18 protein-coding genes are annotated in these 26,741 nt (G+C 46.7%); 10 read left to right on the top strand and 8 right to left on the bottom strand.

Annotation, left to right across the window (positions count from 1 at the left end; translation table 11 throughout):
- The 5 genes from folK to sfsA all read right to left on the bottom strand — a co-directional run bounded on the left by folK (position 1) and on the right by sfsA (position 4,308).
- Complete coding sequence (gene folK, locus NL646_RS14325) at positions 1-486, bottom strand: 2-amino-4-hydroxy-6-hydroxymethyldihydropteridine diphosphokinase (RefSeq protein ID WP_005494002.1); 486 nt, start codon at positions 484-486, stop codon at positions 1-3.
- Positions 483-1,850 (bottom strand): polynucleotide adenylyltransferase PcnB, encoded by a 1,368-nt coding sequence (gene pcnB, locus NL646_RS14320; RefSeq protein ID WP_015297242.1) that lies wholly within the window; start codon positions 1,848-1,850, stop codon positions 483-485. Before pcnB ends, folK begins: the two co-directional genes overlap by 4 nt.
- Positions 1,851-1,931: 81 nt before the next feature.
- Positions 1,932-2,816, bottom strand: coding sequence for a tRNA glutamyl-Q(34) synthetase GluQRS (gluQRS, locus tag NL646_RS14315; RefSeq protein ID WP_021450009.1), 885 nt, complete (start codon positions 2,814-2,816; stop codon positions 1,932-1,934).
- Between the two features lie 192 nt (positions 2,817-3,008).
- Positions 3,009-3,455 carry an RNA polymerase-binding protein DksA gene (gene dksA / locus NL646_RS14310; RefSeq protein ID WP_005490361.1) on the bottom strand — a complete coding sequence of 149 codons (447 nt, stop codon included), beginning with the start codon at positions 3,453-3,455 and terminating at the stop codon, positions 3,009-3,011.
- Between the two features lie 136 nt (positions 3,456-3,591).
- Positions 3,592-4,308 (bottom strand): DNA/RNA nuclease SfsA, encoded by a 717-nt coding sequence (sfsA, locus tag NL646_RS14305; protein WP_017447689.1) that lies wholly within the window; start codon positions 4,306-4,308, stop codon positions 3,592-3,594.
- Positions 4,309-4,374: 66 nt separating this feature from the next.
- Here sfsA and hrpB point away from each other — a divergent pair, with 66 nt between their 5' ends.
- The 10 genes from hrpB to NL646_RS14255 all read left to right on the top strand — a co-directional run bounded on the left by hrpB (position 4,375) and on the right by NL646_RS14255 (position 20,648).
- Positions 4,375-6,843 (top strand): ATP-dependent helicase HrpB, encoded by a 2,469-nt coding sequence (gene hrpB, locus NL646_RS14300; protein ID WP_253664354.1) that lies wholly within the window; start codon positions 4,375-4,377, stop codon positions 6,841-6,843.
- On the top strand, positions 6,836-9,208 hold the full coding sequence (mrcB, locus tag NL646_RS14295; RefSeq protein ID WP_005494015.1) for a penicillin-binding protein 1B: 2,373 nt from the start codon (positions 6,836-6,838) through the stop codon (positions 9,206-9,208). Before hrpB ends, mrcB begins: the two co-directional genes overlap by 8 nt.
- Positions 9,209-9,295: 87 nt before the next feature.
- The gene (locus tag NL646_RS14290) at positions 9,296-11,611 is read left to right on the top strand and encodes a patatin-like phospholipase family protein (protein ID WP_025504003.1); all 2,316 of its coding nucleotides are present in this window, start codon (positions 9,296-9,298) and stop codon (positions 11,609-11,611) included.
- 268 nt (positions 11,612-11,879) lie between these two features.
- On the top strand, positions 11,880-14,477 hold the full coding sequence (gene acnB, locus NL646_RS14285; protein ID WP_253664353.1) for a bifunctional aconitate hydratase 2/2-methylisocitrate dehydratase: 2,598 nt from the start codon (positions 11,880-11,882) through the stop codon (positions 14,475-14,477).
- A 98-nt stretch (positions 14,478-14,575) separates the two neighbouring features.
- On the top strand, positions 14,576-14,944 hold the full coding sequence (locus NL646_RS14280) for a YacL family protein (protein ID WP_025541514.1): 369 nt from the start codon (positions 14,576-14,578) through the stop codon (positions 14,942-14,944).
- A 188-nt stretch (positions 14,945-15,132) separates the two neighbouring features.
- A complete protein-coding gene (locus tag NL646_RS14275) occupies positions 15,133-15,471 on the top strand; it encodes a P-II family nitrogen regulator (protein ID WP_005386570.1) in 339 nt (112 codons plus the stop codon).
- 26 nt (positions 15,472-15,497) lie between these two features.
- Entirely contained in the window at positions 15,498-16,727 is a 1,230-nt protein-coding gene (locus NL646_RS14270; RefSeq protein WP_005490371.1) for an ammonium transporter, read from the top strand.
- A 151-nt stretch (positions 16,728-16,878) separates the two neighbouring features.
- Complete coding sequence (locus NL646_RS14265; RefSeq protein WP_005479089.1) at positions 16,879-17,892, top strand: Fe(3+) ABC transporter substrate-binding protein; 1,014 nt, start codon at positions 16,879-16,881, stop codon at positions 17,890-17,892.
- A 99-nt stretch (positions 17,893-17,991) separates the two neighbouring features.
- Positions 17,992-19,617: an iron ABC transporter permease gene (locus NL646_RS14260; RefSeq protein WP_253664352.1), complete on the top strand. Its 1,626-nt coding sequence runs from the start codon at positions 17,992-17,994 to the stop codon at positions 19,615-19,617.
- Positions 19,617-20,648 carry an ABC transporter ATP-binding protein gene (locus NL646_RS14255; protein WP_253664351.1) on the top strand — a complete coding sequence of 344 codons (1,032 nt, stop codon included), beginning with the start codon at positions 19,617-19,619 and terminating at the stop codon, positions 20,646-20,648. The genes NL646_RS14260 and NL646_RS14255 overlap by 1 nt, the downstream gene beginning before the upstream one ends.
- 153 nt (positions 20,649-20,801) lie before the next feature.
- Here NL646_RS14255 and NL646_RS14250 read toward each other — a convergent pair whose 3' ends face one another.
- The 3 genes from NL646_RS14250 to NL646_RS14240 all read right to left on the bottom strand — a co-directional run bounded on the left by NL646_RS14250 (position 20,802) and on the right by NL646_RS14240 (position 26,733).
- Positions 20,802-22,214 (bottom strand): phosphoglucomutase/phosphomannomutase family protein, encoded by a 1,413-nt coding sequence (locus tag NL646_RS14250; RefSeq protein WP_253664350.1) that lies wholly within the window; start codon positions 22,212-22,214, stop codon positions 20,802-20,804.
- A gap of 106 nt (positions 22,215-22,320) precedes the next feature.
- On the bottom strand, positions 22,321-24,729 hold the full coding sequence (locus tag NL646_RS14245) for a N,N'-diacetylchitobiose phosphorylase (RefSeq protein WP_005494031.1): 2,409 nt from the start codon (positions 24,727-24,729) through the stop codon (positions 22,321-22,323).
- 84 nt (positions 24,730-24,813) lie between these two features.
- Positions 24,814-26,733, bottom strand: coding sequence for a beta-N-acetylhexosaminidase (locus tag NL646_RS14240; RefSeq protein ID WP_005494033.1), 1,920 nt, complete (start codon positions 26,731-26,733; stop codon positions 24,814-24,816).
- Between the last annotated feature and the right edge of the window lie 8 nt (positions 26,734-26,741).

Genomic DNA, 26,741 nt, shown 5'->3' with positions numbered 1-26,741 from the left:
CTATGACTGCCAAATTCTGAGGCCGTTTCTATCTACTTGTTCCAGTAGTTCAGAGACCTCGGTCCCATCAGGGAGTTGTAAACTTGGTGCAATTTCCGCAAGAGGGTAGAGTACGAATTCGCGCTCTCGCATTCCGTAATGAGGAACAATAAGTCTTTCGGAATTAATCACCTCATTGCCGTAAAGAACGATATCAAGATCCAAGGTTCTTGGTCCCCAACGTTCGTCTTTTCGGACACGCCCTTGCTCTTGCTCAATTGCTTGAGTGCAATCAAGTAGCTCAAGAGGCGTCAAATTTGTTTTGATCGCCACAACCGCATTGATGTAATCCGGCTGATTTTGTGGCCCCATAGGCGTGCTGCTGTATAGCGAAGACGCTTGTACAAACTCAGAGTTTGGTAACGTTTTTAGAGCCTCAATCGCTTGCTGAGCTTGGCTGACAGGATCAGCCAAGTTACTGCCTACCGCAATGTACGCTGTGATCATGATTTCGGCTTACTCTTTTTCTTGCGAAAGGTTTTGCGGCGACGTTGGCCCGATTTTGGTGCTTGACCATCTAGGTCTGCGGCCATCGCTTGGCGCATTTCTCGGCCTGCATTTTGGAAAGTTTCCCACCACTTAGCAAGCTTCAGAGTGTCGCCACCCTCAATTTCACCGCGCATTTCAAGAAAATCAAAGCCAGCTCTAAATTTGTTGAGTTCCATTAGGCGGAACGCACGTTTGCCATTGCGTCGTGGAAGGCGCAATTGCAGCTGCCAAATCTCACGGATGGTCGCAGTATGGCGACGTGGAATTGCGATGGTGCGAACTTGATCATCAAGAATGATGTTGCTCGCTTCCATGATCGCGTCGTAATGACACAAGTTATGCTGATCCATGAGTTTGTCTGCTAGTGCACACAGCGGGTACCACAGCATCGCAGCAAACATAAATGCTGGGTTAATGCGCTTGCCATCTTCAATACGCATGTCTGTGGAATCCAACACAAGATCGAGCATTTGTTCAGTATGCGACGAGTAGTCTTCTGTGAAGTGCTCCGAAATGGCTGGGAACAGCTGTTGGAATAAGTTGTATTCACGTAGCAGGTGGTATGTCTCTAGACCATGGCCTGACTGCAAGAGTTTGAGTGACTCTTCGAAAAGACGAGCGGAAGGAATTTCACGCAGTAGCGGCGCCATCTCTTCGATTGGTGCTGCGGTGTCTTCTTCAATATCAAAGTCCAGTTTCACGGCAAAGCGAACCGCACGCAGCATGCGCACTGGGTCTTCACGGTAGCGTGTTTCTGGATCGCCAATCAGACGAATCAGACGATCTTCTAAATCTTCGATACCGCGCGCGTAGTCGTGGATCGAGTAATCAGCGATGTTGTAGTACATCGAGTTGATCGTAAAGTCACGGCGCTCAGCGTCTTCATCAATGGTGCCGTACACGTTATCGCGTAGCAGCATACCTTCTTTGGATTGCTGAGAGATGTTTTTGTTCTTTTGCTCTTGATGGTGACCGCGGAATGTCGCCACTTCGATGATGTCTCGGCCAAACATAATGTGTGCCAGACGGAAGCGTCGGCCAATCAAGCGGCAGTTTCTAAATAGCTGCTTGATCTGTTCTGGCGTTGCGTTGGTCGCAATATCAAAGTCTTTCGGTTTTTGTCCAAGCAGTAAGTCTCGAACCCCGCCACCCACAAGAAAAGCATCGAAACCAGCACCGTTTAGTCGGTACAGCACTTTCAGTGCGTTGTCACTGATCTGCTTACGCGAAATGTTGTGCTCTTCACGAGTTATTACATTGAGAGCGAGCTCTGGAACTGTGGCAGGTTCGCTTGGTGTATAGTCGTTTGTATTCATGTGCATCTGGCAATAACTGGGTTTAATCCAATCTTGCTTTGGTTAGTTATCTGCGCCTCTAGGGCTGATTTTGCGGCTAATGATAGCCTACACAGTGCCATTTGAGAATCGCGGTGTGATCTCGATCTCTGATGGCAGTTGTTCTAAGCGCCAATTTTCGCAGCCCCAACGAAGAATTTCGTTCATGCTGGCGGCTTTTATTTCTTCAGGCACATCAAAGCCTAAAAACGTCATGGCATGCAATAAAGCTGGCTTAGGGTTTTCGATATCAATAGCTGTCGCGTGATTTTGTTTCGACAATTTGTTGCCGTTGTCATCCATCGCCAATGGTAAATGCAAGTAGCTAACTTCAGGTTGTCCAAGGATTTGGTACAAACTGATTTGGCGTCCTGTTGGTTCAATCAGGTCTGCACCTCGAACCACTTCAGTAACCCCTTGGTCGATGTCGTCCAATACTACCGCAAGATTATAAGCAAATAATCCATCTCGACGTTTAATAATGAAATCTTCATTAACCAATTGCTCTGGAATCTCAATCATTCCATGTTTCTGATCGAGGAAGCGGGCGACGGGTTTGGTCATTTTTAGGCGAATCGCGCCTTCTTTCAAGTTTTTATCTCGGCAAGTTCCCGGATAAAAGCCACCGTGCTCTTTAATTTGCTTGCGAGTGCATTGGCAATAATAGGCGTCACCGTTGTCGAGCCAAGCGTCGATCTGTGCTTGGTAAAGGTCATGACGCTCGCTTTGATACACCACTTCTCCATCCCAATGCAACTGGTAAGCTTTAAGCGCTTCTAGAATCAGTTGCGAAGCGCCGGGCATTTCTCTTGGTGGATCAAGATCTTCAATGCGTACTAACCAAATTCCGTTGTTTGCTTTGGCTTGAAAATAACTGCCAAGCGCAGCAATCAATGAGCCAAAGTGTAATGGGCCAGAAGGGGATGGGGCAAATCGACCTACGTAGCGTGCCATGGGTGTATCTCGAATTTATTAGATGTACAGTTTAGTCATCGTAAGTAACGCTTCAGCTAGGTTTTGTAAACACGAAGTGGCAATAGCGTTTTGCCTGTGGTGAGTGTTTGTGGTTCTGAGCGCTTACGGGACTGATATTAGCCAAAACAAAAAGGGAGCCTTAGCTCCCTTCAGTAATCAAATGCGTGGTGATTAACCTTGCATCTGCTTCTCTTTGATTTCTGCAAGTGTTTTACAGTCAATACAAAGGTCTGCAGTTGGACGTGCTTCAAGGCGACGAACGCCAATCTCAACGCCACAAGACTCACAGAAACCAAAATCATCTTCTTTGATTTTGTCTAATGTTTTTTCAATCTTCTTGATCAAACGGCGCTCACGGTCACGATTACGCAGTTCTAGGCTGAACTCTTCCTCTTGAGAGGCGCGGTCAACTGGATCTGGGAAGTTTGCTGCTTCGTCCTGCATGTGGTGAACGGTACGATCTACTTCAGCTCGTAGTTGGTCACGCCAAGCTGTTAAGATTTTCGTAAAGTGTTCAACCTGCGCTGGTGACATGTATTCTTCACCAGGCTTCTCCTGATATGGCTCCACGCCGGCAATGGCTAGGATGCCGATCGTTTTCTTCTTTGCTTCTGGCATACAGCATCTCCTACTTACACCTAGTCAACTGCTACGCAGTCAATTTAAGGCGGGTATCTATAGCAAAAAGAGGCGGTGCAAGCAAACACTGAATCGCAAAGTTGTCGTCAATGTGAAGACGACATCATTTTTTCTCTTAATTGATAAAATCAATAGCGGAAATTAGCTTCATTTCAGTATTGCTCAGTTCGGCTTTATAGCAGAGAACTTCTACTCCGGCGTCTTGTGCTTGTTTGAGTAATAGTGAATATTTCGCGTCTATATGGTGTGCCGCGGATACTTTTTCAATACCTGAATGTAAAACAGTGAATAAAAGTATGGCTCTACTTCCATTTTGTGCCATTTCTGTGAGCTCTCTCAGGTGCTTTTGACCACGAGTCGTGACGGCATCTGGGAAGTATCCTTGTCCAGCAGAGCCTGTCTCATCAAGAAGAGTGACGCTTTTCACTTCTATATAGCACTTTGGCTTGTCGCTTGCGCTGAGCAAGATATCAATTCGACTATTTTCATTGCCATATTTCACTTCAGTTTGAAGTGTGTCATATCCGCAAAGCTCTGAAATGACATTATTTTCAATAGCCTCAACGGCTAATTGGTTGGCGCGGGCAGTATTGATACAAATACGATGCCCTTGCGCGGTTTCACTTAGCTCCCAGCTGTTGGGGTATTTGCGTTTTGGGTTGTCGGACGTTGAAAACCAAACTTTATTACCGGGTGTCGCGCAACCTGTCATCGCACCGGTGTTCGCACAGTGGATGGTGCGCAGCTCACCATTATCAAATTCGATATCAGCAAGGAAGCGTTTGTAGCGTTTAAGTAGAGTGGCTGACTCTAAAGCGGGTTTGAATTGCATTTGCTTATTTAGACGGGAATGTTTTTATGTACAATGTTGCCACCATTACACCACAAGGTATTTCCTTTGTCACAATTGCCGATTGAAGCCGTGATGCCCCAGCTACTTACGGCGGTCAAACATCAACATCAGGTTATTTTAAAAGCCGCGCCTGGTGCGGGTAAATCGACGTACTTCCCTTTACAACTTATCCAGAACCAAGTGGTGACTGGGAAAGTCATCATGCTTGAACCAAGACGATTAGCTGCGCGCAATATCGCGAGATATTTGGCCGATCAACTGGGCGAGCAAGTTGGCCAGCGAGTGGGATATCGCGTTCGTGGCGAGACAAAGGTAAGTGCTTCTACTCAGTTAGAAATTGTGACTGAAGGAGTCATGACTCGCATGATCCAAAATGACCCTGAGCTAGATGGTGTCGATTTGCTGATTTTTGATGAGTTCCATGAACGCAGTATTCATGCCGATACGGCTTTGGCGCTTAGCTTGGAAGTTCAAGAAGCATTGCGAGACGATCTTAAGCTGGTGGTGATGTCGGCAACGTTGGATCAAGAAGCGTTGCAATCTTTACTGCCGGAAGCTTGTTATATTGAATCAGAAGGGCGCAGCTTTGCTGTGGAAACTCGCTATGTTCCGCTTACTGCCAACGATCATCTTTCAACGGTAATGGCAAAAAATATAGAGAGTTTGATGAATAAAGAGTCAGGCTCTCTGCTTGCGTTTCTTCCCGGTGTGGCGGCCATTAAGCAAGTGCAAGAGCGTTTATCGCACTTACCGGACGATGTTGAAGTATGCCCGTTGTATGGTCAGTTGAGCTTTACTGAGCAACAGAAAGCCATCTCTCCTGCAGAAAAAGGTAAGCGCAAAGTCGTATTGGCAACCAACATTGCGGAAACCTCTCTGACAATTGAAGGCATTCGCCTTGTGGTGGATTCTGGTTTGGAGCGCGTTGCGCGTTTTGACTTGAAAAATGGCCTTACACGATTGGAGCAAACGCGTATTGCTCAATCGTCAGCCATCCAGCGAGCTGGTCGTGCTGGGCGAATTGAAGAGGGGATTTGCGTTCGCCTCTATTCAGAAAGCCAACTCAAGCAACAGCCACAAGTGCCACAACCTGAGATTTTGCATTCCGATCTTGCGAGCTTGGTAATGGAGCTGGCGTTTTGGGGGACGACCGATATTCATGAGCTAAAATGGCTCGATATTCCTTCTGCTGCCGCGCTGCAACAAGCTAAGCAGTTGTTGTTTTCATTAGGGCTTATTACCGAGCAAGGACAACTGACTGCGGAAGGAAAGCAGGCTCATGACTTGGGCGTAGAACCTCGCGCGGCAGCGATGTTAATTAAATCGCAATCCCACAGCGATAAGATGGTAAATGTCGCTTTGGCGGCGGTCGCCCTAATTGAAGAGCCAGAGCGTAATGTAACGAATATCGCACATAGCTTGCATCGTTGGTTGTCCGGTTCTCATCCGAAAAAATCGTTGTTATTGAAGCGCGCACAATCTCTTGCGCATAAACTCGATACCACGTTTAGCCTTCGAGAAGTGGGTGAAGATGCATTGCCGTTGGTGTTGAGCTTGGCGTTTCCCGACAGGATCGCTCAGCAACGCGCCAATCAATTTGGTCGCTTTGCACTAGCGAATGGTCATGGTGCAGAATGTCGTCCTGACGATATGTTAGGCGGCTGTGAGTACTTGGTCGCGATTGATCTGATGCGGTCTCATTCCAATTCGAGCCAAATACATTTAGCGTGTGAATTGGACGTCAATATATTGCAAACGACTTTTGATTCGCTATTTTCTACTGAAGAAGTAGTGGATTGGGATGAAAAGAAAGGGCGTTTAGTGGCCGAGAAACAACGAAAACTCGGTCAATTGGTGATTGAAAGGGTGTCATTACCTAATCCGGGTAAAGAAAAAATGACACAAGCTTTACTCACTTATGTCCGCCGTCAGGGCTTAAGCAGTCTAAACTGGACGCCGGCAGCGGAAAGCCTGCTTGAACGTATTCGCTGTGCGGTGGATTGGTTACCTGAGCAAGCATGGCCAATGTTTGATGAAGCCAGTTTGTTGGATTCATTAGACGAATGGTTAGAACCGTACATGACGTCGGTCGCTTCGGTGAAAGATCTGAGCAAGATAAACTTGGTCGAAGCGCTTAATGCTCGATTAGGCTGGCCACTCAATCAACACTTGGATGAATGGTTGCCAGAACATTATCAGTTACCGACTGGGACTAAAAAGCGCATTCGTTATCAACATGGGCATGAGCCCGTATTGTCAGTGCGAATGCAAGAAGTGTTTGGGGAAAGTACGTCGCCAACGGTGGCCATTGGCCGCAAGCGTTTGGTGCTTGAACTACTTTCTCCCGCACAACGTCCATTGCAAGTGACGTCAGACTTGGCGGCTTTCTGGAATGGAAGCTACAAAGACGTTCAAAAAGAGATGAAAGGGCGCTACCCAAAACACGTTTGGCCAGATGACCCGGCAAACCACGTAGCGACAACGAAAACGAAAAGACAATTGAATAATGACTGACAGTAAGAAGCCAAGCGCTAAGAAAGCGCCTGCGAAGAAAAGTACAGCCAGCAAAGGCACCACAAAACGCCCTCGTCGCACGCCGAGTAAAAAGCCAACCAACGAGAAACGTTCTTGGCTCAAAGTGTTGTGGTCTTTTAGCTGGAAAGCCGGCGTTGCTCTTGCCGCGGTGTTGCTGTTTGTTGGTATTTACCTAGATAGTGTGGTTAAAGAACGCTTTGATGGGCAGCTATTCGAATTGCCTACCGTTGTGTACGCGCGCATTTTGAACCTCAATCCAGGTGAAAACATCACCATTCAAGAACTTCGCAACGAATTAGATGTACTGAACTACCGCAAGGTAAGCCAGCCTCGTTACCCTGGTGAGTATTCTTCTTCTTCGACTCGCGTTGAACTGATTCGCCGTCCTTTTGAATTTGCTGATGGCCCAGAACCGGATCGCCACGTCATGCTGCACTTCTCAGACAGTGGTTTACAGCGTATTCAATCTTTAGAGTCAAAAGGCGATCTAGGCTACTTGCGCCTTGAGCCAAAGATGCTGGGGATGCTTGAAAAAGATCGTGATGAGCAACGTCTGTTCTTACGTCGTGACCAATTCCCTGAAATTTTAGTTGATGCCTTGTTGGCGACAGAAGACCGAGACTTCTATCAGCATGATGGTGTTTCACCATTGGCTATTGCCCGTGCTTTAGTGGCGAATATCAAAGCGGGTCGCACCGTTCAAGGTGGCAGTACCTTAACGCAGCAGCTAGCGAAAAACTTATTTCTAACCCGTGATAAAACGCTGTGGCGTAAGGTGCGCGAAGCTTATATTGCGCTTATTCTTGATTACCGTTACAGCAAAGACCGCATTTTAGAAGCCTACCTCAATGAAGTGTATTTGGGTCAAAGCGGCGGCGAAGCGATCCACGGTTTTGGCTTAGCATCACGCTACTACTTTGGGCAGCCAATCCAAGAGTTGCGAATTGATCAACTTGCGATGCTGGTGGGCATGGTGAAAGGACCGTCGTACTACAATCCTGTTCGCTATCCTGAGCGCACTAAAGAGCGTCGAGACTTGGTGCTTCGATTGCTGATGCAACAAAACATGCTCACATCGCAGCAATATGAACAAGCTGTGAGTCGACCTCTGGATACACAAAGCAAACCACGTATTGCGAGCCGTCAGCCTGCATACTTCCAGCAATTGAATATCGAGCTGAAAGAGAAGGTCGGTGATCGCTTCAAGGCTGAAACTGGTCTGCGCGTGTTTACGTCTCTCGATCCTGTCTCTCAAAGTAAAATGGAGCAGGCGATCGCGAAGAAAATACCGGATTTAGCGAAGCGAGGCGGTAAAGAACTCGAAGCTGCTGCCGTGGCTGTTGATCGCCACAGTGGTGAAATTCGTGCCATGGTTGGTGGTAAACGCGTGGGTTATGAAGGCTTTAACCGTGCGCTTAATGCTAGTCGTCCAATTGGTTCGTTGGTCAAGCCGGCAATTTACCTGACCGCGCTTGAACAGCCAGACAAATACAATTTGGGGACGACGCTGCACGACACGCCTCTAAGTTTGAAAGGTAGCAAAGGCTCGGTATGGACTCCGCGTAACTACGACCGTAAATATCGTGGTGATGTGCCACTTTACCTTGCGCTTGCGAAGTCATTGAATGTACCAACGGTAAGGTTGGGGATGGAGCTTGGTATTCCTGAAGTATCTGGCACACTTGAACGCTTAGGCGTCAACAAAGATGAGATTCGTCCTGTGCCTTCTATGTTCTTGGGCTCGTTTTCATTGACGCCATTTGAAGTGGCGCAAATGTACCAAACACTGACTAACTCGGGTAAACGCGCTAAGCTGACCGCGCTTCGTTCCGTCATCGATATGGACGGTAACGTGCTTTATCAATCGTTGCCTCGTTCCTCTCGCGCGGTTGATGAACAAGCGGCTTGGCTAACGACTTACGCGATGAAACAAGGTGTCGCACAAGGTACAGGTCGCTATCTTCAAAGCCAATTCGCTTGGGCTGCATTGGCGGGCAAAACGGGCACCAGTAACGATACTCGTGATAGCTGGTTTGTTGGGATTGATGGCCGTGAAGTGACGACCATTTGGCTAGGCCGTGATGATAACAAGCCAATCAACCTTACGGGGTCAAGCGGTGCATTGCGTGTTTACGCGGAATACTTGGCGCAGCGAATTCCTGAGCGTTTGGAGTTGCCTTGGCCTAAAGAAGTGACGACGCTTGGCTTTAAACCGACCTCCAACGGTGGTTTAGAGATGAATTGCCGCAGCGATTACAAACTTCCAGTATGGGATAAAACGGGTCAAATCAAACAACAGTGTGAGAAAAAATCTAACTGGTTGAATAGTTTGTTTGATTGGTAGGATCTCCAAATCAACAACATGGACTTGTTTCACTGGTCAATTCTTAGTACATATTAGTGATCAAGTATTCAGTAAAGGAAGAAGTGGATGTTCAAAACGCTGTCATCAAGCCCGATGTCGCGCTATTTCGCGTTGTGGGTAAGTTTGTTTTTGATAGCCACTCCTTCTGTTGCTCAAGTCAAAAATGAGGATACTCCGACTCGTCCTAAAGTCGCGGTTGTTCTCGCTGGTGGCGGCGCAAAAGGCGCTGCCCACATTGGTGTACTCAAGGCGCTAGAAGAAATGCACATTCCTGTCGATATCATCACAGGGACAAGCATGGGAGCTTATGTTGGCGGTTTGTACGCGACAGGCATGAGCGCCGATGAAATCGAAAGTTTTATCTATTCTGTTGATTGGAACAGTGGTTATCGTGATCGCGTCGATCGCAGTCAGCGTCGTGTTCGTGACAAAGAATATGAAGACCGCTATCAAATCACGACCGACCTTGGTTTGCGGTTCGGCGAGGTTCGTGCTCCAACTGGTGTGGTTCAAGGGCAAAACATGTTGCGTGTCTTGCGCGAGACCACAGGCAACCTCGGACGTTTTGAGTCCTTTGATGAGCTTGCCATTCCTTACCGTTCCGTCGCGACAGATATTTTAGAACTGGACGAAGTGGTGATCGGCAACGGTTATTTAGTTGATGCCATGATGGCCAGTATGTCTGTACCCGGCGCACTCCCTCCGTATAAGTTAAATGGCCACATGCTTGTTGACGGTGGCGTGGTCAACAACATGCCAGTGGATGTTGCGCGTGCGATGGGCGCGGATGTGGTTATCGCGGTAGACATCAGTACCGACTACAAAACCGAAGATGATTTTACTGGGCTGTTTACCGTTGCAGACCAACTCTCCAACTATCTGGTGCGTCGCAGTACCCAGCAGCAAGTCGAAACCCTGCAAGAACACGATGTTTATATTCGTCCCAATGTCGGCCAAATGGAAACCGTCGAGTTCGACAAAATGCCTTGGGCTTTTCAATCTGGTTATGACATCACCAAAGAAATGGAGTCGAAGCTAGCGGGACTGCGTTTATCAAACGCGGAGTATCAAAAGTACATCGACCATAAGCAGGAAGTTCGCAAAAAGCTCGTTTATGGTGACGATCGCGTAGTGGATGAGATTGTGATTGTAAACAATACCCACTATAGCGATGTTTTGTTGACCAACCGTTTGGAACTGGAAACTGGCCGTAAAATCGAAACGGCTGAAATCGAAAAAGCGGTAGAAAACCTCTATGCATTGGACCGATTTGAGTTAATTACTTATCACTTTGAAGAAGTCGATGGTTCGAATTTATTGGTGTTTGACGTTAACGAAAAATCTTGGGGCCCAAACTACCTCAACTTCCGTTTCTTCCTTGAAGATGACTTTGATACCGACAGCCAATACGGCATAGGGATGTCGACTAACTTTACCAACTTAAACTCGCACGGTGCTGAAATGGCACTCAACGTTGAGATGGGCACAGATAAGCTCATTGAGGCGGAGCTGTATTCTCCGGTTCTGTCGAGCCAAGAGTTTTTTGTGGCTGGTAAGGTGGCGTACAGCAGTGAAGGGCGAAACTTGCCGGTCAGTGATGATGACTCGAGTTTAAGTTCGGTGAACGATTTTTTGCCAGTGTCTTATACCGAGTTTGTTTCCGAGATAGCGATTGGCATTCAGCCTACGTTGTGGCAAGAGTTGAGATTGGGCGGTCGATACTCTTCGGGTAGCATCGAGTTATCGACATTGGCGTCTGTAGGCAATCTAGATTTTGAGCGAAGAGGCTTGTTTGCCAATTACCGCTTAGACACCCTCGATGATTTTGCTTTTCCTACGCGAGGTTTGTTGGTCGACCTAGAATATTTGGTTTCTCACGATACCAGCCCTGAAGAGATAGGTCAGTCCAAGCCTAAAGATATTGTGGAAGATACAGTGTATGAAATTGACGCTCGATTTAAGGGGGCAATGAGCTATCAGCGTCATACTTTAGTCGGACAAGCAGAATACAGCTTTGTGCAAAGTAAAAACTCGTCGATAACGCTGGACCCTCGTGAGTTAGGGGGCTTTTTGCATTTGTCAGGCATACCGAGAAACAGCTTGATTGGGCAAAACTTATTCTTCAGCAGTTTGGTATATCGCTACAAATGGTTCGACAATGATTTTGGATTGTTTGAAGCGCCAGTTTATGTAGGCGCGTCGCTAGAACATGGCGGTACATGGTCAGACAACGATCTGAAATTGAATGAAGCACCATTGTATAACGCCGCATCAATTTTCTTTGGTGTGGACTCGCCAATTGGACCTATTATGTTGGCATACGGTCGTACGGAGCAGGATATGGAAGCTGTGTATTTGATCGTAGGAACGTCGTTTAAATAATCGGGTTGTAGAAAGCAAAACCTTGGCATATTTGGTCAAAATTAGCAGGACTTTAGTCGTAAGTTGCTATGTTGGTCAAAATGATAAGATTTTAATTTAAGGTTAAATTTGCTATTCTTTTGCCCACAGTTTGGCCTCTACGGCGCTGTTTCTCAATCAGAATTGAATGAAAACAAGGGCAATGGAGAGCCAAGTTTCCAAGGATGTTCACTCCTTTACTTTAACAATAGTAATAATAGAGGAGGAACCGCAATGAGAGGAAAAAGTCGTGCTTGAAGCCTACCGTAAACACGTCGAAGAGCGTGCTGCCGAAGGAGTTGTTCCTAAACCGCTAGACGCAGAGCAAGTTGCTGGACTTGTAGAACTTCTGAAAAATCCCCCGCAAGGTGAAGAAGAGTTCATTCTTGACCTACTAGAAAACCGTATTCCACCAGGTGTAGATGAAGCCGCTTATGTTAAAGCTGGTTTCCTGACTGCAGTAGCAAAAGGTGAAGTGTCTTCACCGCTTGTAAGCCGAGAAAAAGCGGCTGAGCTACTGGGTACAATGCAAGGCGGTTACAACATTGCACCGTTAGTTGAGCTACTAGACGATGAAGCCTTGGCTGAAATCGCTGTGAAAGCTCTGTCTCATACGCTACTGATGTTTGATGCTTTCTATGATGTAGAAGAGAAAGCAAAAGCAGGCAATGCTCATGCACAAAAAGTGCTTCAATCTTGGGCGGATGCTGAATGGTTCCTATCTAAGCCTAAGCTTGAAGAAAAAATCACGCTGACTGTCTTTAAAGTGACAGGTGAAACGAACACGGATGATCTTTCTCCAGCTCCTGATGCATGGTCTCGCCCTGATATTCCAGTACACGCGCTTGCGATGCTGAAAAACGAACGTGAGGGTATTAACCCTGACCAGCCAGGCACCATCGGTCCAATCAAACAAATCGAAGAGCTAAAATCAAAAGGTCACCAGCTAGTGTATGTTGGTGATGTTGTTGGTACTGGTTCTTCTCGTAAATCTGCAACTAACTCAGTGCTATGGTTCATGGGCGATGATATCCCTTACGTACCTAACAAACGCGCTGGTGGTTACGTGCTTGGCGGTAAAATTGCACCTATCTTCTTCAACACAATGGAAGATGCGGGCGCGCTGCCTATCGAAGTTGATGTAACGAAGTTGAATATGGGCGACGTTATCGACGTTTACCCATACGAAGGCAAAGTATGTAACCACGAAACAGGTGAAGTACTTGCTGAGTTTTCTCTAAAAACAGACGTGCTGATTGATGAAGTACGTGCAGGCGGTCGTATCCCACTGATCATCGGTCGTGGTTTAACAGATAAAGCGCGCCAAGCTCTAGGTCTTGAGTCTTCTGATGTATTCCGTAAACCTGGTGAAGTCGCTGATTCTGGCAAGGGTTACACGCTTGCACAGAAAATGGTTGGTAAAGCATGTGGTGTAGCAGGTGTTCGTCCGGGCACTTACTGTGAGCCTAAGATGACAACCGTAGGTTCTCAAGATACAACGGGTCCTATGACACGTGATGAGCTTAAAGACCTTGCGTGTCTTGGCTTCTCAGCAGACCTAGTTATGCAGTCGTTCTGTCACACATCTGCGTACCCTAAACCAGTTGACGTGAATACTCACCATACACTTCCTGATTTCATCATGAACCGTGGCGGTGTTTCTCTACGTCCAGGCGATGGCATTATCCACTCGTGGCTAAACCGTATGCTACTGCCAGATACTGTCGGTACTGGTGGCGACTCGCATACTCGTTTCCCGTTAGGTATTTCATTCCCAGCAGGTTCTGGTCTGGTTGCATTCGCAGCGGCAACAGGCGTCATGCCATTGGATATGCCTGAATCAATTTTGGTTCGCTTTAAAGGCAAGATGCAACCGGGCATCACACTTCGTGACCTAGTTCACGCCATCCCTTACTACGCGATTCAACAAGGTCTACTGACTGTTGAAAAAGCCGGTAAAGTGAATGAATTCTCTGGTCGTATCCTTGAGATTGAAGGTCTAGAAACATTAACGGTTGAGCAAGCATTCGAACTGTCTGATGCGTCAGCTGAGCGTTCTGCTGCGGGTTGTACCGTTAAGTTATCTCAAGAATCAATCGAAGAGTACTTAAACTCGAACATCGTGATGCTTAAGTGGATGATCTCGGAAGGCTACGGTGACCGCCGTACAATCGAGCGTCGTATCACTGCGATGGAAGAGTGGTTGGCGAAACCTGAATTGATGTCAGCGGACTCAGATGCGGAATACGCGCATGTGATTGAAATCGACATGGCCGAAATCCACGAGCCAGTACTGTGTGCACCAAACGATCCAGATGATGCTCGTTTGCTATCTGAAGTACAAGGCACTGCGATTGATGAAGTGTTCATCGGTTCTTGTATGACGAACATTGGTCACTTCCGTGCTGCAGGTAAATTGCTTGATAAGTTCAATGGTCAGTTAGCGACGCGCCTTTGGGTAGCGCCTCCAACGAAGATGGATAAAGACCAACTGACAGAAGAAGGCTACTACGGCATCTTCGGACGTGCAGGGGTTCGTATTGAAACTCCAGGATGTTCACTATGTATGGGTAACCAAGCTCGCGTTGCTGACAAATCGACAGTCATGTCTACGTCTACGCGTAACTTCCCGAACCGTCTAGGTACTGGCGCGAATGTTTACCTATCTTCTGCGGAGTTAGCGGCAGTAGGTGCAATCCTAGGTAAGATTCCAACCAAAGAAGAATACCTAGAATACGCGAAGCAAATCGACGCAACGGCAACAGATACTTACCGCTACTTGAACTTCCATAAAATGGAACTGTACACCAAGAAAGCTGATGAAGTTATCTTCCAAGAGCCAGCATAAGCAAAGCTAAACGACGAAAAGCACCTCACTTGAGGTGCTTTTTTTATGGACGTAATTCGTTATACTCCGCACCAAATTGATACGAAAAGGCAACCTCGATGGAATTTGAATTCATCCGTAATACGTTGATGGGCGAGTACTACGTAAAATGCAGCATGGGGCATGAGATCGTAGGGCGCTGGTTACAAGAAGAAATCGGGAAAGATCCAGCGAAGATTGCTCAAGTAGAAGCTTTAATTGATAAGGCGTTTTCTCTTCCTTCTCAAGAGCATACTTTAACAGGCACTGAGATCAGCTTGATGATTCAAGGGGATGAAGTTCTGGTGCAGGAGAACGCTCTATCGCACGATTACGATGTAGAGATGGACAGTGAGTTCGATTTCTATGATGCAGAGAGTACAGCAAGCTGCGGCATTGAAGACTTTGTTGCACTGATTGATCAATGGAAAGACTTTTTGAACATTTAATGCACAGTTTTGGGTAATCCCATCGGGATTGCTTTATATTTGTGAAAAAGGCGCACCATATCGGTGCGCCTTTTTTGTTTATAAACCTGTAAATTACTATAAGTGCATTTAATTCAATAACTTAAAAACTTGGCACGTAGATTGGATTATTAGAAGTGTTTCAGGATGAAAGCTTCGGAGAGAATTGCATGAAAATAATCAACGCCATTATTAAGCCGTTTAAGTTAGACGATGTTCGCGAAGCATTGGCTGATGTCGGTATCGAAGGGATGACAGTATCAGAGGTGAAAGGCTTTGGTCGCCAGAAGGGCCACACTGAGTTGTACCGCGGCGCGGAATACCAAGTGGACTTTCTACCGAAGGTCAAAATAGAAATTGCGACACATGCAGACAATGTTGATCGCGTTGTAGAGGCGATCACAAAAGCGGCGCAGACCGGAAAAATTGGCGACGGTAAGATTTTTGTGTACGACCTGAACCAAGCGGTGCGCATCCGTACGGGTGAAATGGACGCAGAAGCACTTTAAGTATTCAAGGGATTGGAGACACTATTATGGAATTAGCAACAACAGTAACCGAGTTACGTTACGCACTCGACACCTTTTTCTTCCTCATTTCCGGTGCGTTGGTAATGTGGATGGCAGCAGGTTTTGCCATGTTAGAAGCGGGTCTAGTGCGTTCTAAGAACACAACTGAGATTCTAACCAAAAACTTTTGTTTGTACGCGATAGCGTGTACCACTTACCTTGTTATTGGTTACAACATTATGTACGTCGATAACGGAGAAGGCGGTTGGTTACCATCGTTCGGTGGGTTGATTGGAACCCAGGGTGAAGGCGCAGACCATTCTCTTGAATCCGACTTTTTCTTCCAAGTGGTATTTGTTGCAACAGCAATGTCTGTTGTTTCGGGGGCCGTTGCAGAGCGCATGAAGCTTTGGTCATTCTTGCTGTTCTCAGCTGTTTTGACCGCGTTTATTTACCCAATGGAAGGCTACTGGACATGGGGCGGTGGCTTCCTATCTGAAGCTGGCTTTAGCGACTTCGCGGGTTCAGGTATTGTTCATATGGCAGGTGCGTCTGCGGCGCTAGCTGGCGTGTTACTGCTTGGTGCTCGTAAAGGTAAATACGGTAAAAACGGTGAAATCTACCCAATTCCTGGCTCGAACATGCCATTAGCAACACTGGGTACGTTTATTCTTTGGTTCGGCTGGTTTGGCTTTAATGGCGGTTCTCAATTGATGGTTTCAGACTTTGAAAACGCAACGGCGGTTGGTCAAATCTTCCTTAACACGAACGCCGCTGCGGCTGCGGGATCGATTGCTGCATTGTTTGTGTGTAAAACCACTTGGGGTAAAGCAGATTTAACCATGATCCTTAACGGTGCGCTGGCTGGTTTGGTAGCTATCACGGCAGACCCACTATCACCATCACCTTTGTATGCTGTAGCAATCGGTGCGGTATCGGGTGCGCTAGTGGTATTTAGCATCATCGGCCTCGATAAACTGAAGATTGACGATCCTGTAGGTGCAATTTCAGTTCATGGTGTTTGTGGTTTCTTCGGTCTAATGGTTGTTCCTCTAAGCAACGGTGAAGCAACGTTTGGTGCGCAGCTTCTTGGTGCCGCAGTGATCTTTGCTTGGGTATTTGGTGCAAGCCTAGTGGTTTGGGCGATTCTTAAAGCTACGGTTGGTATTCGAGTTACGGAAGAGGAAGAAATGGAAGGTATGGACATGCACGATTGTGGTGTTGGTGCTTACCCTGAATTCGTAACTGTGAAGTAAATATGCCTTGTAATAAATAGTTACATTCTCGGTATGTAAAAACCTGCTCCGATGAGCAGGTTTTTTTATTTTGGTCGTTGTTTTCTTATTGAACATACATATAATAACGCAACTGATAAACGTTATCATTAGCATGGTAAAGGATTAAACAATGAAAAAACTGCTAACTCTTTCAGCACTGACTTGCGCAACTCTAGCTCCAACAGCAATGGCAGCTGAAGAAGTGAACGTCTACTCTTACCGTCAACCTTTTCTAGTTGAACCAATGTTCAACGAGTTCACTAAAGAAACTGGCATCAAAGTAAACGTTAAATTTGCGAAGGAAGGTCTAGCAGAGAAACTAGCTCAGGAAGGCGAATACAGCCCAGCGGACGTTGTCCTGACTACTGATATCAGCCGTCTGGCAGAACTGACAAACAAAGGTCTAGTTCAGAAAGTTGATAGCAAGATCATTGAAGAAAATGTACCAGCTCAGTACCAAGACAAAGAGAATGAGTGGTTTGCACTTACGCTACGTACTCGCAGTGTTTACTCTTCTCGCGACCGTGTTGGCAAACTAGGTGCGGACTTTAACTATGCTGATCTAGCCAAACCAGAATACAAAGGTAAGATTTGTACTCGCAGCGGCAAGCACCCATACAACGTATCTCTTGTTTCTTCGATGATCGCTCACTACGGCGAAGCAGAAACGAAAGAATGGTTGGAAGGCGTAAAAGCGAACCTTGCTCGTAAACCTCAAGGTAACGACCGTGCACAAGTAAAAGCGATCAAAGAAGGTCTATGTGATGTTTCTTTGGGTAACAGCTACTACCTAGGCAAAATGGTTAACGACAAAGAGCAAAAAGCTTGGGCTGATGCGGTTTACATCAACTTCCCGAATCAAGAAACAACAGGCACGCACGTGAACATCTCTGGTATGGCGATGGCGAAATACGCTCCAAACCGAGATAACGCGCTTAAGCTAATGGAGTTCTTGACTGGCGAAACCGCTCAGAAGATGTACGCAGAAGTGAACTACGAGTACCCAGTAAAAGAAGGCGTTAAGCGTTCTGAACTTGTGGAATCTTGGGGCGACTTTAAAGCAGACACGCTTTCTCTAGATGATATCGCTTCTCACCATGAAGCAGCGATTAAGCTACTAGATGAAGTGAAATTTGACCTTTAATTCCTTGTGGGGGTATAACTATACCCCCATTTGATTAAAGGATATGAGATGTATTTGCACCAGCATTTGTATTTCATAAAGCCTTGCAGTAATTAGGCAATGAAAGATAGACATTCTCTATGGAAAACCAGTAGTGGAGCGATAACTCTGTTACTGGTTTTGCCGATCTTAGCGATCTTCTACACCGCAATTGGTGAAACGGATAACCTGTTTACACATTTGATGTCGACGGTGATGCCAACCTATATCTATAACACCGTCGTCTTAACGATTGGGGTTATGGGCCTGTCTCTTATTTTCGGTATTCCAAGCGCTTGGTTGATGGCAATGTGTAAGTTGCCAACGGAAAAGTGGTTACAGTGGGCGCTTGTATTGCCATTGGCAATGCCGGGTTACATTATTGGTTACATATTTACGGATTGGTTCGACTTTGCTGGCCCAATTCAAATATTCCTGCGTGATGTCACCGGGTGGGGACCTGGCGAATATTGGTTCCCTGATATTCGAACCTTGCCGGGGGCGACCTTTGTCCTGTCTCTGGTGTTATACCCTTACGTGTATCTACTGTGCCGCGCGGCGTTTATGGAACAGAATGTTTCACTGTTGCAAAGTGCCCGCTTGCTGAAATGCTCACCTTGGGAGAGCTTTTGGCGTATTTCGATGCCTTTGGTGCGACCTTCTATTGCCGTGGGTTTGTCGCTGGTGGCGATGGAAACCATTGGGGACTTCGGCACCGTCAGCTATTTCGCCGTTAACACATTAACGACAGCGGTTTACGATACGTGGCTTGGTTATTCTAACCTTAACGCGGCCGCTAAAATTTCCGCAATTATGCTGTTGATTGTTGTGCTGTTACTCAGTACAGAACGCTATAGCCGGAGAAAGCAGAAATTATTCCAAAGCCAATTCAACAGCCATGAAGATTTTCGTTACGAGTTAAGCGGCTGGAAAAAATGTTCGGCACTGGTGTGGTGTTGGGGACTGGTTGCTGTGGCGTTCATTTTGCCATTACTTCAGTTGATCGATTACTCCATTACTTACTTTGAGCAAAGCTGGACACCAGAATTCCGTGAGTATGCGTGGAACAGTCTTGTTGTGTCTGTCATTGCTGCGATCATCGGCGTGGCTGTTGCTCTTATTGTTAACTTTACCCACCGAGTCAATGGCAAACGTGAAAGCCTTGCTTTTATGCGTCTTTCCTCAATGGGCTACGCAGTACCTGGAACGGTATTGGCGATCGGCGTGATGGTTGCCGTGCTGTTTATGGACTATCGCGTAAACGATATTGCGAAGGCGATGGAATGGGGTAGACCGGGGCTGATTTTCTCAGGCTCAATGTTTGCGTTGATCTTTGCGATGGTGGTGCGTTTCTCTGCTGTTGCGATTGGTAGTATCGAAAGTAATCTAAATAAAATTTCTCCATCGTTAGATATGGCGTCACGCACTATGGGATGTACGCCAAATACGATGCTGTGGCGAGTGCACTTTCCACTGGTAAAACGTGGTGCTCTGATTGCGGCATTGTTGGTGTTTATTGAGTCGATGAAAGAGCTCAATGCCTCTCTGCTTCTGCGTCCATTCAATTTTGAAACACTGGCAACATACGTATATAACTTTGCCTCGGATGAGCATTTAGAATTGGCAGCTCTGCCTGCTGTATTGTTGGTTCTTGTTGGGTTGATCCCGCTTGTTGTTGTTAACCGTTCACTGGAGCAAAATCACTGATGAGCTGCGCACTATCAATTAAAAACCTAACTTGCCAATACGATGCTCAAACCGTTTTAGAGTCTTTGTCGCTTGAAGTTGAACAGGGGCAAATCGTTTGTCTTTTAGGGGCGAGTGGTTGTGGCAAAACGACATTGTTGAAAGCGATTGCTGGTTTGCTGCCTCTTACTTCTGGTCAAATGAGCTTAAATTGTCAGACGATTGATGATGGTGAAAATTGGTTGCCGCCAGAAGAGCGCAATATCGGAATGATCTTCCAAGATTATGCACTATTTCCTCATCTGACAGTTGCGCAAAATATAGCCTTTGGTTTGAAGCATCAAGCTGCAAAGGAAAAGCGCGCGAAAGTCGATGAAATGCTAGAACTCGTGCACCTTCAAGGTTACGCCGAACGTTATCCACATCAGCTTTCTGGTGGACAACAACAGCGCGTTGCGATTGCCCGTTCTTTGGCTTACAGCCCTGATTTACTGCTTTTGGATGAACCGTTTTCCAATATTGATACTCAGGTTCGTCACGAGTTAATCAGCGAGATCCGTAAGATTTTTAAGGCGCAAGGCGTTACAGCGATTTTCGTGACTCACAGTCGTGAAGAAGCATTTGCGTTTGCCGACAAAATGGCGGTGATGAACCACGGTGTTATTGAGCAATACGGCACGGCTTCAGAACTCTACTACCAACCTTCGAGCAAGTTTGTTGCAGACTTCTTAGGTGGTGGTAGCTACCTAGCCGCAACGCGCATTTCAGATACGGAATACGAAACCCATATTGGTGTAGTTGAGGCGAGTGCACAACAAGAGATTCAAATGCAATCTGCTTGTTCATTACTACTGCGACCACAACATGTCCAAATTCAATCGGATGAAGACAGTGCGGTCACTGTGCTTGAGCAGCACTTCATGGGTGATCATTGTCGTTATGTGATTGATGCTAATGGTGATCGTCTACTGGCTATCGCATCACAGCCGCTTCATATCGGTGAGCGCGTTGCTGTGAAGATCGAAACTCAAGGCGTGCTAGCGTTCGCTTAATGCCTCTGCATACGGGATTACGAATCCACTCTCGATTTGTAGATACAAAAAAGCCCGGCAGTGATGCCGGGCAAGTGCTCTTCTCCTGTTGATGAGCGCCTTTTCAGTCAGCGTCGACTCTCATCATTGTGCTCGAAGCGGGCACAAGGTCAGTTATAGAGACAAGAAGTCTTTAAACTGTTGAAGAACACGTTCTGCAGTGTCCTTATCTTGCATTTCTGCAAAAATACGTAGTAATGGCTCAGTACCAGAGAAGCGCGCGATGATCCAACCGCCGTTCTTGAAGTAGACTTTCGCGCCATCTTCGTAGCTGACTTTTTCAATATTGAACTCAAACTCAGGCAGTTGTTTTTCAACATATATCTTGTTGAATAGGACTTCTTTTTGCGCTGGTTTGAATTTGCAATCACCTTCTGCCATGTACGCGTAGCCGTACTTGCCATAGATTTCATCCAGTAGCTCAGACAGCTTTTTGCCCGTTACCGAGATCATTTCAACCAGTAAGCTTGATGCGAACACACCATCTTTACCTTTGATATGACCGCGAATAGTTAAACCACCAGAGCTTTCTCCACCAATCAGTGAGTCATCTGCTTCCATTTGCGAGCTGATGTGTTTGAAGCCAACTGGAACCTCAAAACATTTCTCACCGTGATCTTCGGCGATTTTGTCTAGTAGGTGCGTTGTCGCGATGTTACGTACGACTGAGCCTTTCCAACCTTTGTATTTCAATAGGTAGTAATACAGAAGAATCAGCACTTCATTTGGATGAATGAAGTTGCCTTTCTCATCGATGATACCAAGACGGTCTGCATCGCCGTCAGTCCCAATACCGATGTCGTAGCCTTCTTGCTCGACAAGGTGCATCAAGCGGTACAGGGTCGCAGCACTTGGAGAAGGCATTAAACCGCCGAAGTCTGGGTTTTTTCCGTCGTTGATCACGTCTACTTCACAGCGGCCGTTGATTAGGACGGTTTGCAGTGCGTTTTTCGCGACGCCAAACATCGGGTCAATCAGCACACGAAGGTTGGCTTTTTTGATTGCTTCAATGTCGATAAAGTCGATGATTGAATCAACAAACTCGTTCATTGGGTTGATGATTTCAATCAACTTGTCTTCAACCGCTTGATCAAAATCGACACTTTTCACATCTTGTGCGGTAAGTGTAGAAATTTGAGTTTCAATTTTCTCGGTAATGATTTCATCTGCATCACGACCACCTTCAATGAAGACTTTTATGCCATTGTAATCGGCAGGGTTATGCGATGCGGTGATGCACGCTGAGTATGCACAGCCCATCTCTTTTGCTTTGAACATCACGATTGGCGTTGGAACAAACTTATCGATAAAGCTAACTACAATGCCATTTGCCGCTAAAACTTCGGCAAACCAACGGCCAGCTTTATCAGATAGAAAACGTCGGTCATAGCCAATGACAAAGCCACGATCTGCCACTGATTCTCTGTTAGTGATGTTTGCTACTGCCTGAGCAACCAAACGAACATTATCTTTAGTGAATTCTTCACCGATGAATGCGCGCCAACCGCCTGTACCAAATTTGATCATGATTCGAACCTCAATAAGGGCGGCAATACACCGCGCCTTAAAATTTTGCTAGCGAACCCAATGCACAAGCTAAAGAGCAAAAGTGCATTGGGGCATTTTTCAGCGATTAACCTAGTGTTACGATCACTTCGTTCACGGAGCCTTCCGCTTGAACTGGTACTGATGCGCCAGTGATAGCTTCGCCGTTCAGAGTGATAGATTTCACGCCTTTGCTGACTGAATCAGGGTTAACAACTTTGATGTTGTAAGTCGCGCCTAGCCACTGACGAGTGACTTCAAATCCAGGCCAGTTAGTTGGAATACATGGATCGATAGTGAGACCATCAAAACCTGTGCGCACACCAAGGATAAAGTTGGTCACTGCGAAGTAAGCCCAACCAGATGTGCCAGTTAGCCATGGGTGGTTTGCACGACCGTGATCTTGGTGGTCTCGACCCATAATGAACTGCACGTAGGAGTACGGTTCTGCGATACGTTTTTCGATTATGTCGTTTTGGTTGTATGGGTTGAGTGCATCGTAGAACTTCATCGCACGGTCACCGCGCCCCAATTTTGCTTCAGCAACCCAAGCCCATGGGTTTGGATGTGAGAAGATCGCACCGTTTTCTTTTACGCCTTGGTAAACGCGCGTTACAAAGCCGATATCATCATTTGGTGTTGCGAATGATGGTGAGTTCAGATGTAGGCCGTATTCAGAGAATAGATTCTCGTCGACTGCGTCCATTGCCTTTTCACCGCGCTCTTGAGATACCGCACCAGACAGCACCGCAAGAGTGTTTGACTCAAGGTGTACACGACCTTCTTTTTGTTGCGCTGTGCCAATCTTGTCGCCGTTTTTCGTTAGACCACGGATATACCAGCCGCCTTCTTCGTCCCAAAGGTGTGTTTCACACGCTTCACGCACGTTTGCTGCCATCTCGGTGTATTTCTCAACGTCAGCTTCTTTGCCTAGGTATTTTGCAAGGTCGATGAACTCTTGTAGCGCCCAGAAGTGTAGGAAAGACACCATTGAAGACTCGCCGCCACCTAGGTTTAGACAGTCGTTCCAGTCGGCACGTAGACCTTTACAGATGCCCGTTTGACCCACGTATTCAGCTGAGAAGTCTAGCGCAGCTTTCATGTGGTCATACACGGTTGCATCACCGCCATCCGCGTAAGGAATCACTTCGTCGAAGAAGCTGTGCTCACCGGTTTCCATCACGTATTTACAGATGGTTGGTACTAGCCATAGGTGATCATCAGAGCAAGTGTCTTCAATACCGTGGATCTTATCTTCATCGGACGGAGTAGGAACAACCGTTGGAGACTTAGATGGTTTAACATCTGCTTTTTCAGGATCGAACCAATCAGGATCGAATAGGTGTAGGCCGTAACCCGCTTTTACTTGACCACGCAGTAGATCAACGATGCGCTTACGAGTCATTTTCGGGTTCGCGTGAGGAACGGAAATTGCGTCTTGCGCCGTATCGCGGTAACCAAGACCAGTACGACCACCCACTTCGATGAACGAAGCAAAGCGAGACCAAACCACACATGTTTCTGCTTGGTATAGCGTCCAAGCATTGATCATGGTGTCTAGGCCTTCGTTTGGCGATTTCACTTGGAACTTGCCACAACGCTCATCCCAGTGTGCTTTGATGCCAGCAAATGCATTGTCGACTTCTGCAAGGTCTTGGTACTTAGCACGTAGACGCTCACCGTTGCCTTTACCGATACCTAGAATGTAAGCAAAGCGAACTTCTTCTCCTGGTTGGATAGTAAATTGCTTGTGCAGAGAGCCACAGTGGTTGTAACACGTTTGTGCGGTGTTAAAACACTTACCTTGTTCTACTGCTAGTGGGTTTGCTTCGTCGCGGTATAGACCTAGGAAGCTATCACGTTGACCGTCGTATGAATCTGGATCAAACGTTGACGCTAGGTAGTAGAAGCCTTCGAAATCGTTAGTGTTGTAGTACAGGTCGTATTCAATCACGCCTTCGTTGTATGACGTACCAGCAGAGTAGAGAGACATCTGGTGGTTTTGGTTATCTGATTGAATGTGGCTGAACGAGAACTCAACAAATGAGAATGCACTGATCGTACGCGGTTTGTCAGAGGTGTTCTTGATGACCACATCCCAAATTTCTGCATCTTCGCCTTTTGGTACAAAGAGCGTTTTGGTTGCGCTAATGCCGCTGTATTCACACTTGAATTTAGAGTACGACAAACCATGACGAACTTCGTAGTTCGCTTCGTCTAGGCTTTTGGCAACTGGTTGCCAAGAGATTGACCAGTAATCTCCCGTCTCATCATCACGTAGGTAAACGTAGTGTCCTGGGCGATCGAATGTCGCATTTGGACGGAACTTAGTAACACGGTTGTATTCTGGAGAGTTGTAGAACGAATAGCCACCTGCGTTATGCGAGATAACGGTACAGAATTTTTCTGTACCTAGGTAGTTGGTCCAAGGAGCAGGTACATCAGGGCGAGTAATGACGTATTCACGATTCTCGTTATCGAAATAGCCGTATTTCATTTGTGTCTTTCCTTTTTACAAAGCTGCGTCTGCAGCCAAAATTTAAAAACTCTTCAAGCGTGATGCTTCTACATCAGCTCTGTATTACTTCCACGGTTTACGGTAATTCACTCCCTGCAAATCAAGCAGCGGTAGGTGTCCTTTCAAACGTGATAAATAGTCGGTCCAGTCTCGGTGTTGTTTGTCTGTCCAACATGCTTCTGCCATTGCGGTTAAGCGCGGGAAGACCATGTAGTCCATACGAGACTGGTTGTTGATGATTTCACACCACAATGCGGTTTGAATGCCCCAAATGCGTTTACGTATTGGATCGTCGGCTGGCACTTCAGCGAGTGGTTCATAGTTGTAAGCTTTTTCTAGCGGCAACGGGTTAGCCCAATCCACGCCCGGTTCTTCTGGTGCGTAATCTTGGGTCATATCTAGGTAGGTGGTTTGCGCTGGTTGTAGCACCACATCAAAACCTTGGCGCGCGCAGTTCAACGCCGCTTCTTCGCTTAACCACGAATAGATCACTGTGTCTTTGCTGACTTTGTCGCCATGCTGTGCTTCTTCCCAACCCAGCATGCGCTTGCCAAGTTTGCGCAGTTTGTCTTCGGCATGACGCAAGAAGTGCCCTTGTAACTCTTTGTAGTCGCTGTAACCCAGTTGTTCCATTAGTGCTTGGCATGCAGGGCTTTTTGACCATACGCCGTTAGGTACTTCATCCGCACCGATATGAACATAAGGGGCAGGGAACAACGCGGAGACTTCTTCCAATACTTTATCGATAAACTCATAGCTCCCCGGCAGAGCTGGGTTAATGACGTTGTCGTTGTAATGCTGAATGCTGCGGTATTCGGTGGTGTCTTCTGCTTCTACCAATAGGTGTGGTAACGACTTAATGGCAGCTCGGCAGTGGCCTGGCACATCGATTTCAGGGATAACAGTGATGCCTCGTTTCGAAGCAAAGGCAACCACGTCTTTGATGTCTTCTTGAGTGTAAAAACCGCCGTAACGCTCAGCAAGGTGCGTGTACTGTGGCTCATTGGTTTCATCCAACCCACGCCATGCGCCAATATCGGTTAGTTGAGGCAATGATTTGATCTCAATTCGCCAACCTTCATCATCGGTAAGGTGCCAATGGAATGTATTGAACTTGTAGTGAGCCAACTGGTTGATCAAACGTTTGACTTGCTCAACGGAGTGAAAATGGCGAGCACAATCTAGCATCATACCGCGGTAACGAAAACGTGGTCGGTCTTTGATTGAACAGCAAACCACTTCCATTGAGGCTGGTTGATCGCCAACTTTGATCAGTTGCAACAACGTTGCACAAGCATGGGTAAAACCAGACGAAGAGCCAGCTTCAATTTTGATCGACTCTTCTGCTACCTTCAGTTTGTAAGCGCCTTCATCCAAGGTTGGGTTGCCTTTGAAGATGATCTGACTGCCATTGTCTGATGCGAACTCAAATTGATGAATGCGCTTAAGCTCTTCAAGTAACCACTCTTTAGCTGAATTGGCTAAGTTTGAATAAACCGCAACGCCAGCTTGATGATTAAAGCTAAAGCAGTGATCGCTGACTTCTATATGGTTTGGTTTTGGCAATAAAGGCTGCGCATGCGTCAAGCTGGAAGGGATCTCACTACGTTCACGGTACGGCGAAGCCAATACGATCGGCGTGACATCGACTTGAGCTCGCTGCAGGTTGCCGTTGACTTCAAAGTTGACCAAGGCTTCATTGAATCCATCAGAATAGTAACGGAATGGGTTCGAACCAATACTGAACTCGCAGTAAAAATGATGGTTAGCTGCCAGCACCAACCCTTCTGGTTTGAGGGTGCAGTAGCTGCCAATTTGCTTGAGCTGACCATTCGAAATACTATCCGGCAGGATGTAGCGATCAAAAGCAAAAATCAGGCTCCAATTGTGGAGATCTTGATCGCTCAAGTTATGGAAAGTCAGTCCGAAACGGCAGTTTTGCTTTTGTTCTGATAGGACGACGAGATCAACACGATATTCCATATCTACTC

This window comes from Vibrio sp. Y20_XG_PY13 (genome assembly GCF_024181925.1).
Taxonomy (GTDB): domain Bacteria; phylum Pseudomonadota; class Gammaproteobacteria; order Enterobacterales; family Vibrionaceae; genus Vibrio; species Vibrio parahaemolyticus.
The sequence above is the reverse complement of the archived record's forward strand: the minus strand, read 5'-3'. Positions and strand labels throughout refer to the sequence as shown.

What these genes read in the sequence shown, in the direction of transcription:
- folK (WP_005494002.1), bottom strand. Translation starts at nt 486, where the DNA reads ATGATCACAGCGTACATTGCGGTAGGCAGTAACTTGGCTGATCCTGTC.
- pcnB (WP_015297242.1), bottom strand. Translation starts at nt 1,850, where the DNA reads ATGCACATGAATACAAACGACTATACACCAAGCGAACCTGCCACAGTT.
- gluQRS (WP_021450009.1), bottom strand. Translation starts at nt 2,816, where the DNA reads ATGGCACGCTACGTAGGTCGATTTGCCCCATCCCCTTCTGGCCCATTA.
- dksA (WP_005490361.1), bottom strand. Translation starts at nt 3,455, where the DNA reads ATGCCAGAAGCAAAGAAGAAAACGATCGGCATCCTAGCCATTGCCGGC.
- sfsA (WP_017447689.1), bottom strand. Translation starts at nt 4,308, where the DNA reads ATGCAATTCAAACCCGCTTTAGAGTCAGCCACTCTACTTAAACGCTAC.
- mrcB (WP_005494015.1), top strand. Translation starts at nt 6,836, where the DNA reads ATGACTGACAGTAAGAAGCCAAGCGCTAAGAAAGCGCCTGCGAAGAAA.
- NL646_RS14290 (WP_025504003.1), top strand. Translation starts at nt 9,296, where the DNA reads ATGTTCAAAACGCTGTCATCAAGCCCGATGTCGCGCTATTTCGCGTTG.
- NL646_RS14280 (WP_025541514.1), top strand. Translation starts at nt 14,576, where the DNA reads ATGGAATTTGAATTCATCCGTAATACGTTGATGGGCGAGTACTACGTA.
- NL646_RS14275 (WP_005386570.1), top strand. Translation starts at nt 15,133, where the DNA reads ATGAAAATAATCAACGCCATTATTAAGCCGTTTAAGTTAGACGATGTT.
- NL646_RS14270 (WP_005490371.1), top strand. Translation starts at nt 15,498, where the DNA reads ATGGAATTAGCAACAACAGTAACCGAGTTACGTTACGCACTCGACACC.
- NL646_RS14265 (WP_005479089.1), top strand. Translation starts at nt 16,879, where the DNA reads ATGAAAAAACTGCTAACTCTTTCAGCACTGACTTGCGCAACTCTAGCT.
- NL646_RS14260 (WP_253664352.1), top strand. Translation starts at nt 17,992, where the DNA reads ATGAAAGATAGACATTCTCTATGGAAAACCAGTAGTGGAGCGATAACT.
- NL646_RS14255 (WP_253664351.1), top strand. Translation starts at nt 19,617, where the DNA reads ATGAGCTGCGCACTATCAATTAAAAACCTAACTTGCCAATACGATGCT.
- NL646_RS14250 (WP_253664350.1), bottom strand. Translation starts at nt 22,214, where the DNA reads ATGATCAAATTTGGTACAGGCGGTTGGCGCGCATTCATCGGTGAAGAA.
- NL646_RS14245 (WP_005494031.1), bottom strand. Translation starts at nt 24,729, where the DNA reads ATGAAATACGGCTATTTCGATAACGAGAATCGTGAATACGTCATTACT.
- NL646_RS14240 (WP_005494033.1), bottom strand. Translation starts at nt 26,733, where the DNA reads ATGGAATATCGTGTTGATCTCGTCGTCCTATCAGAACAAAAGCAAAAC.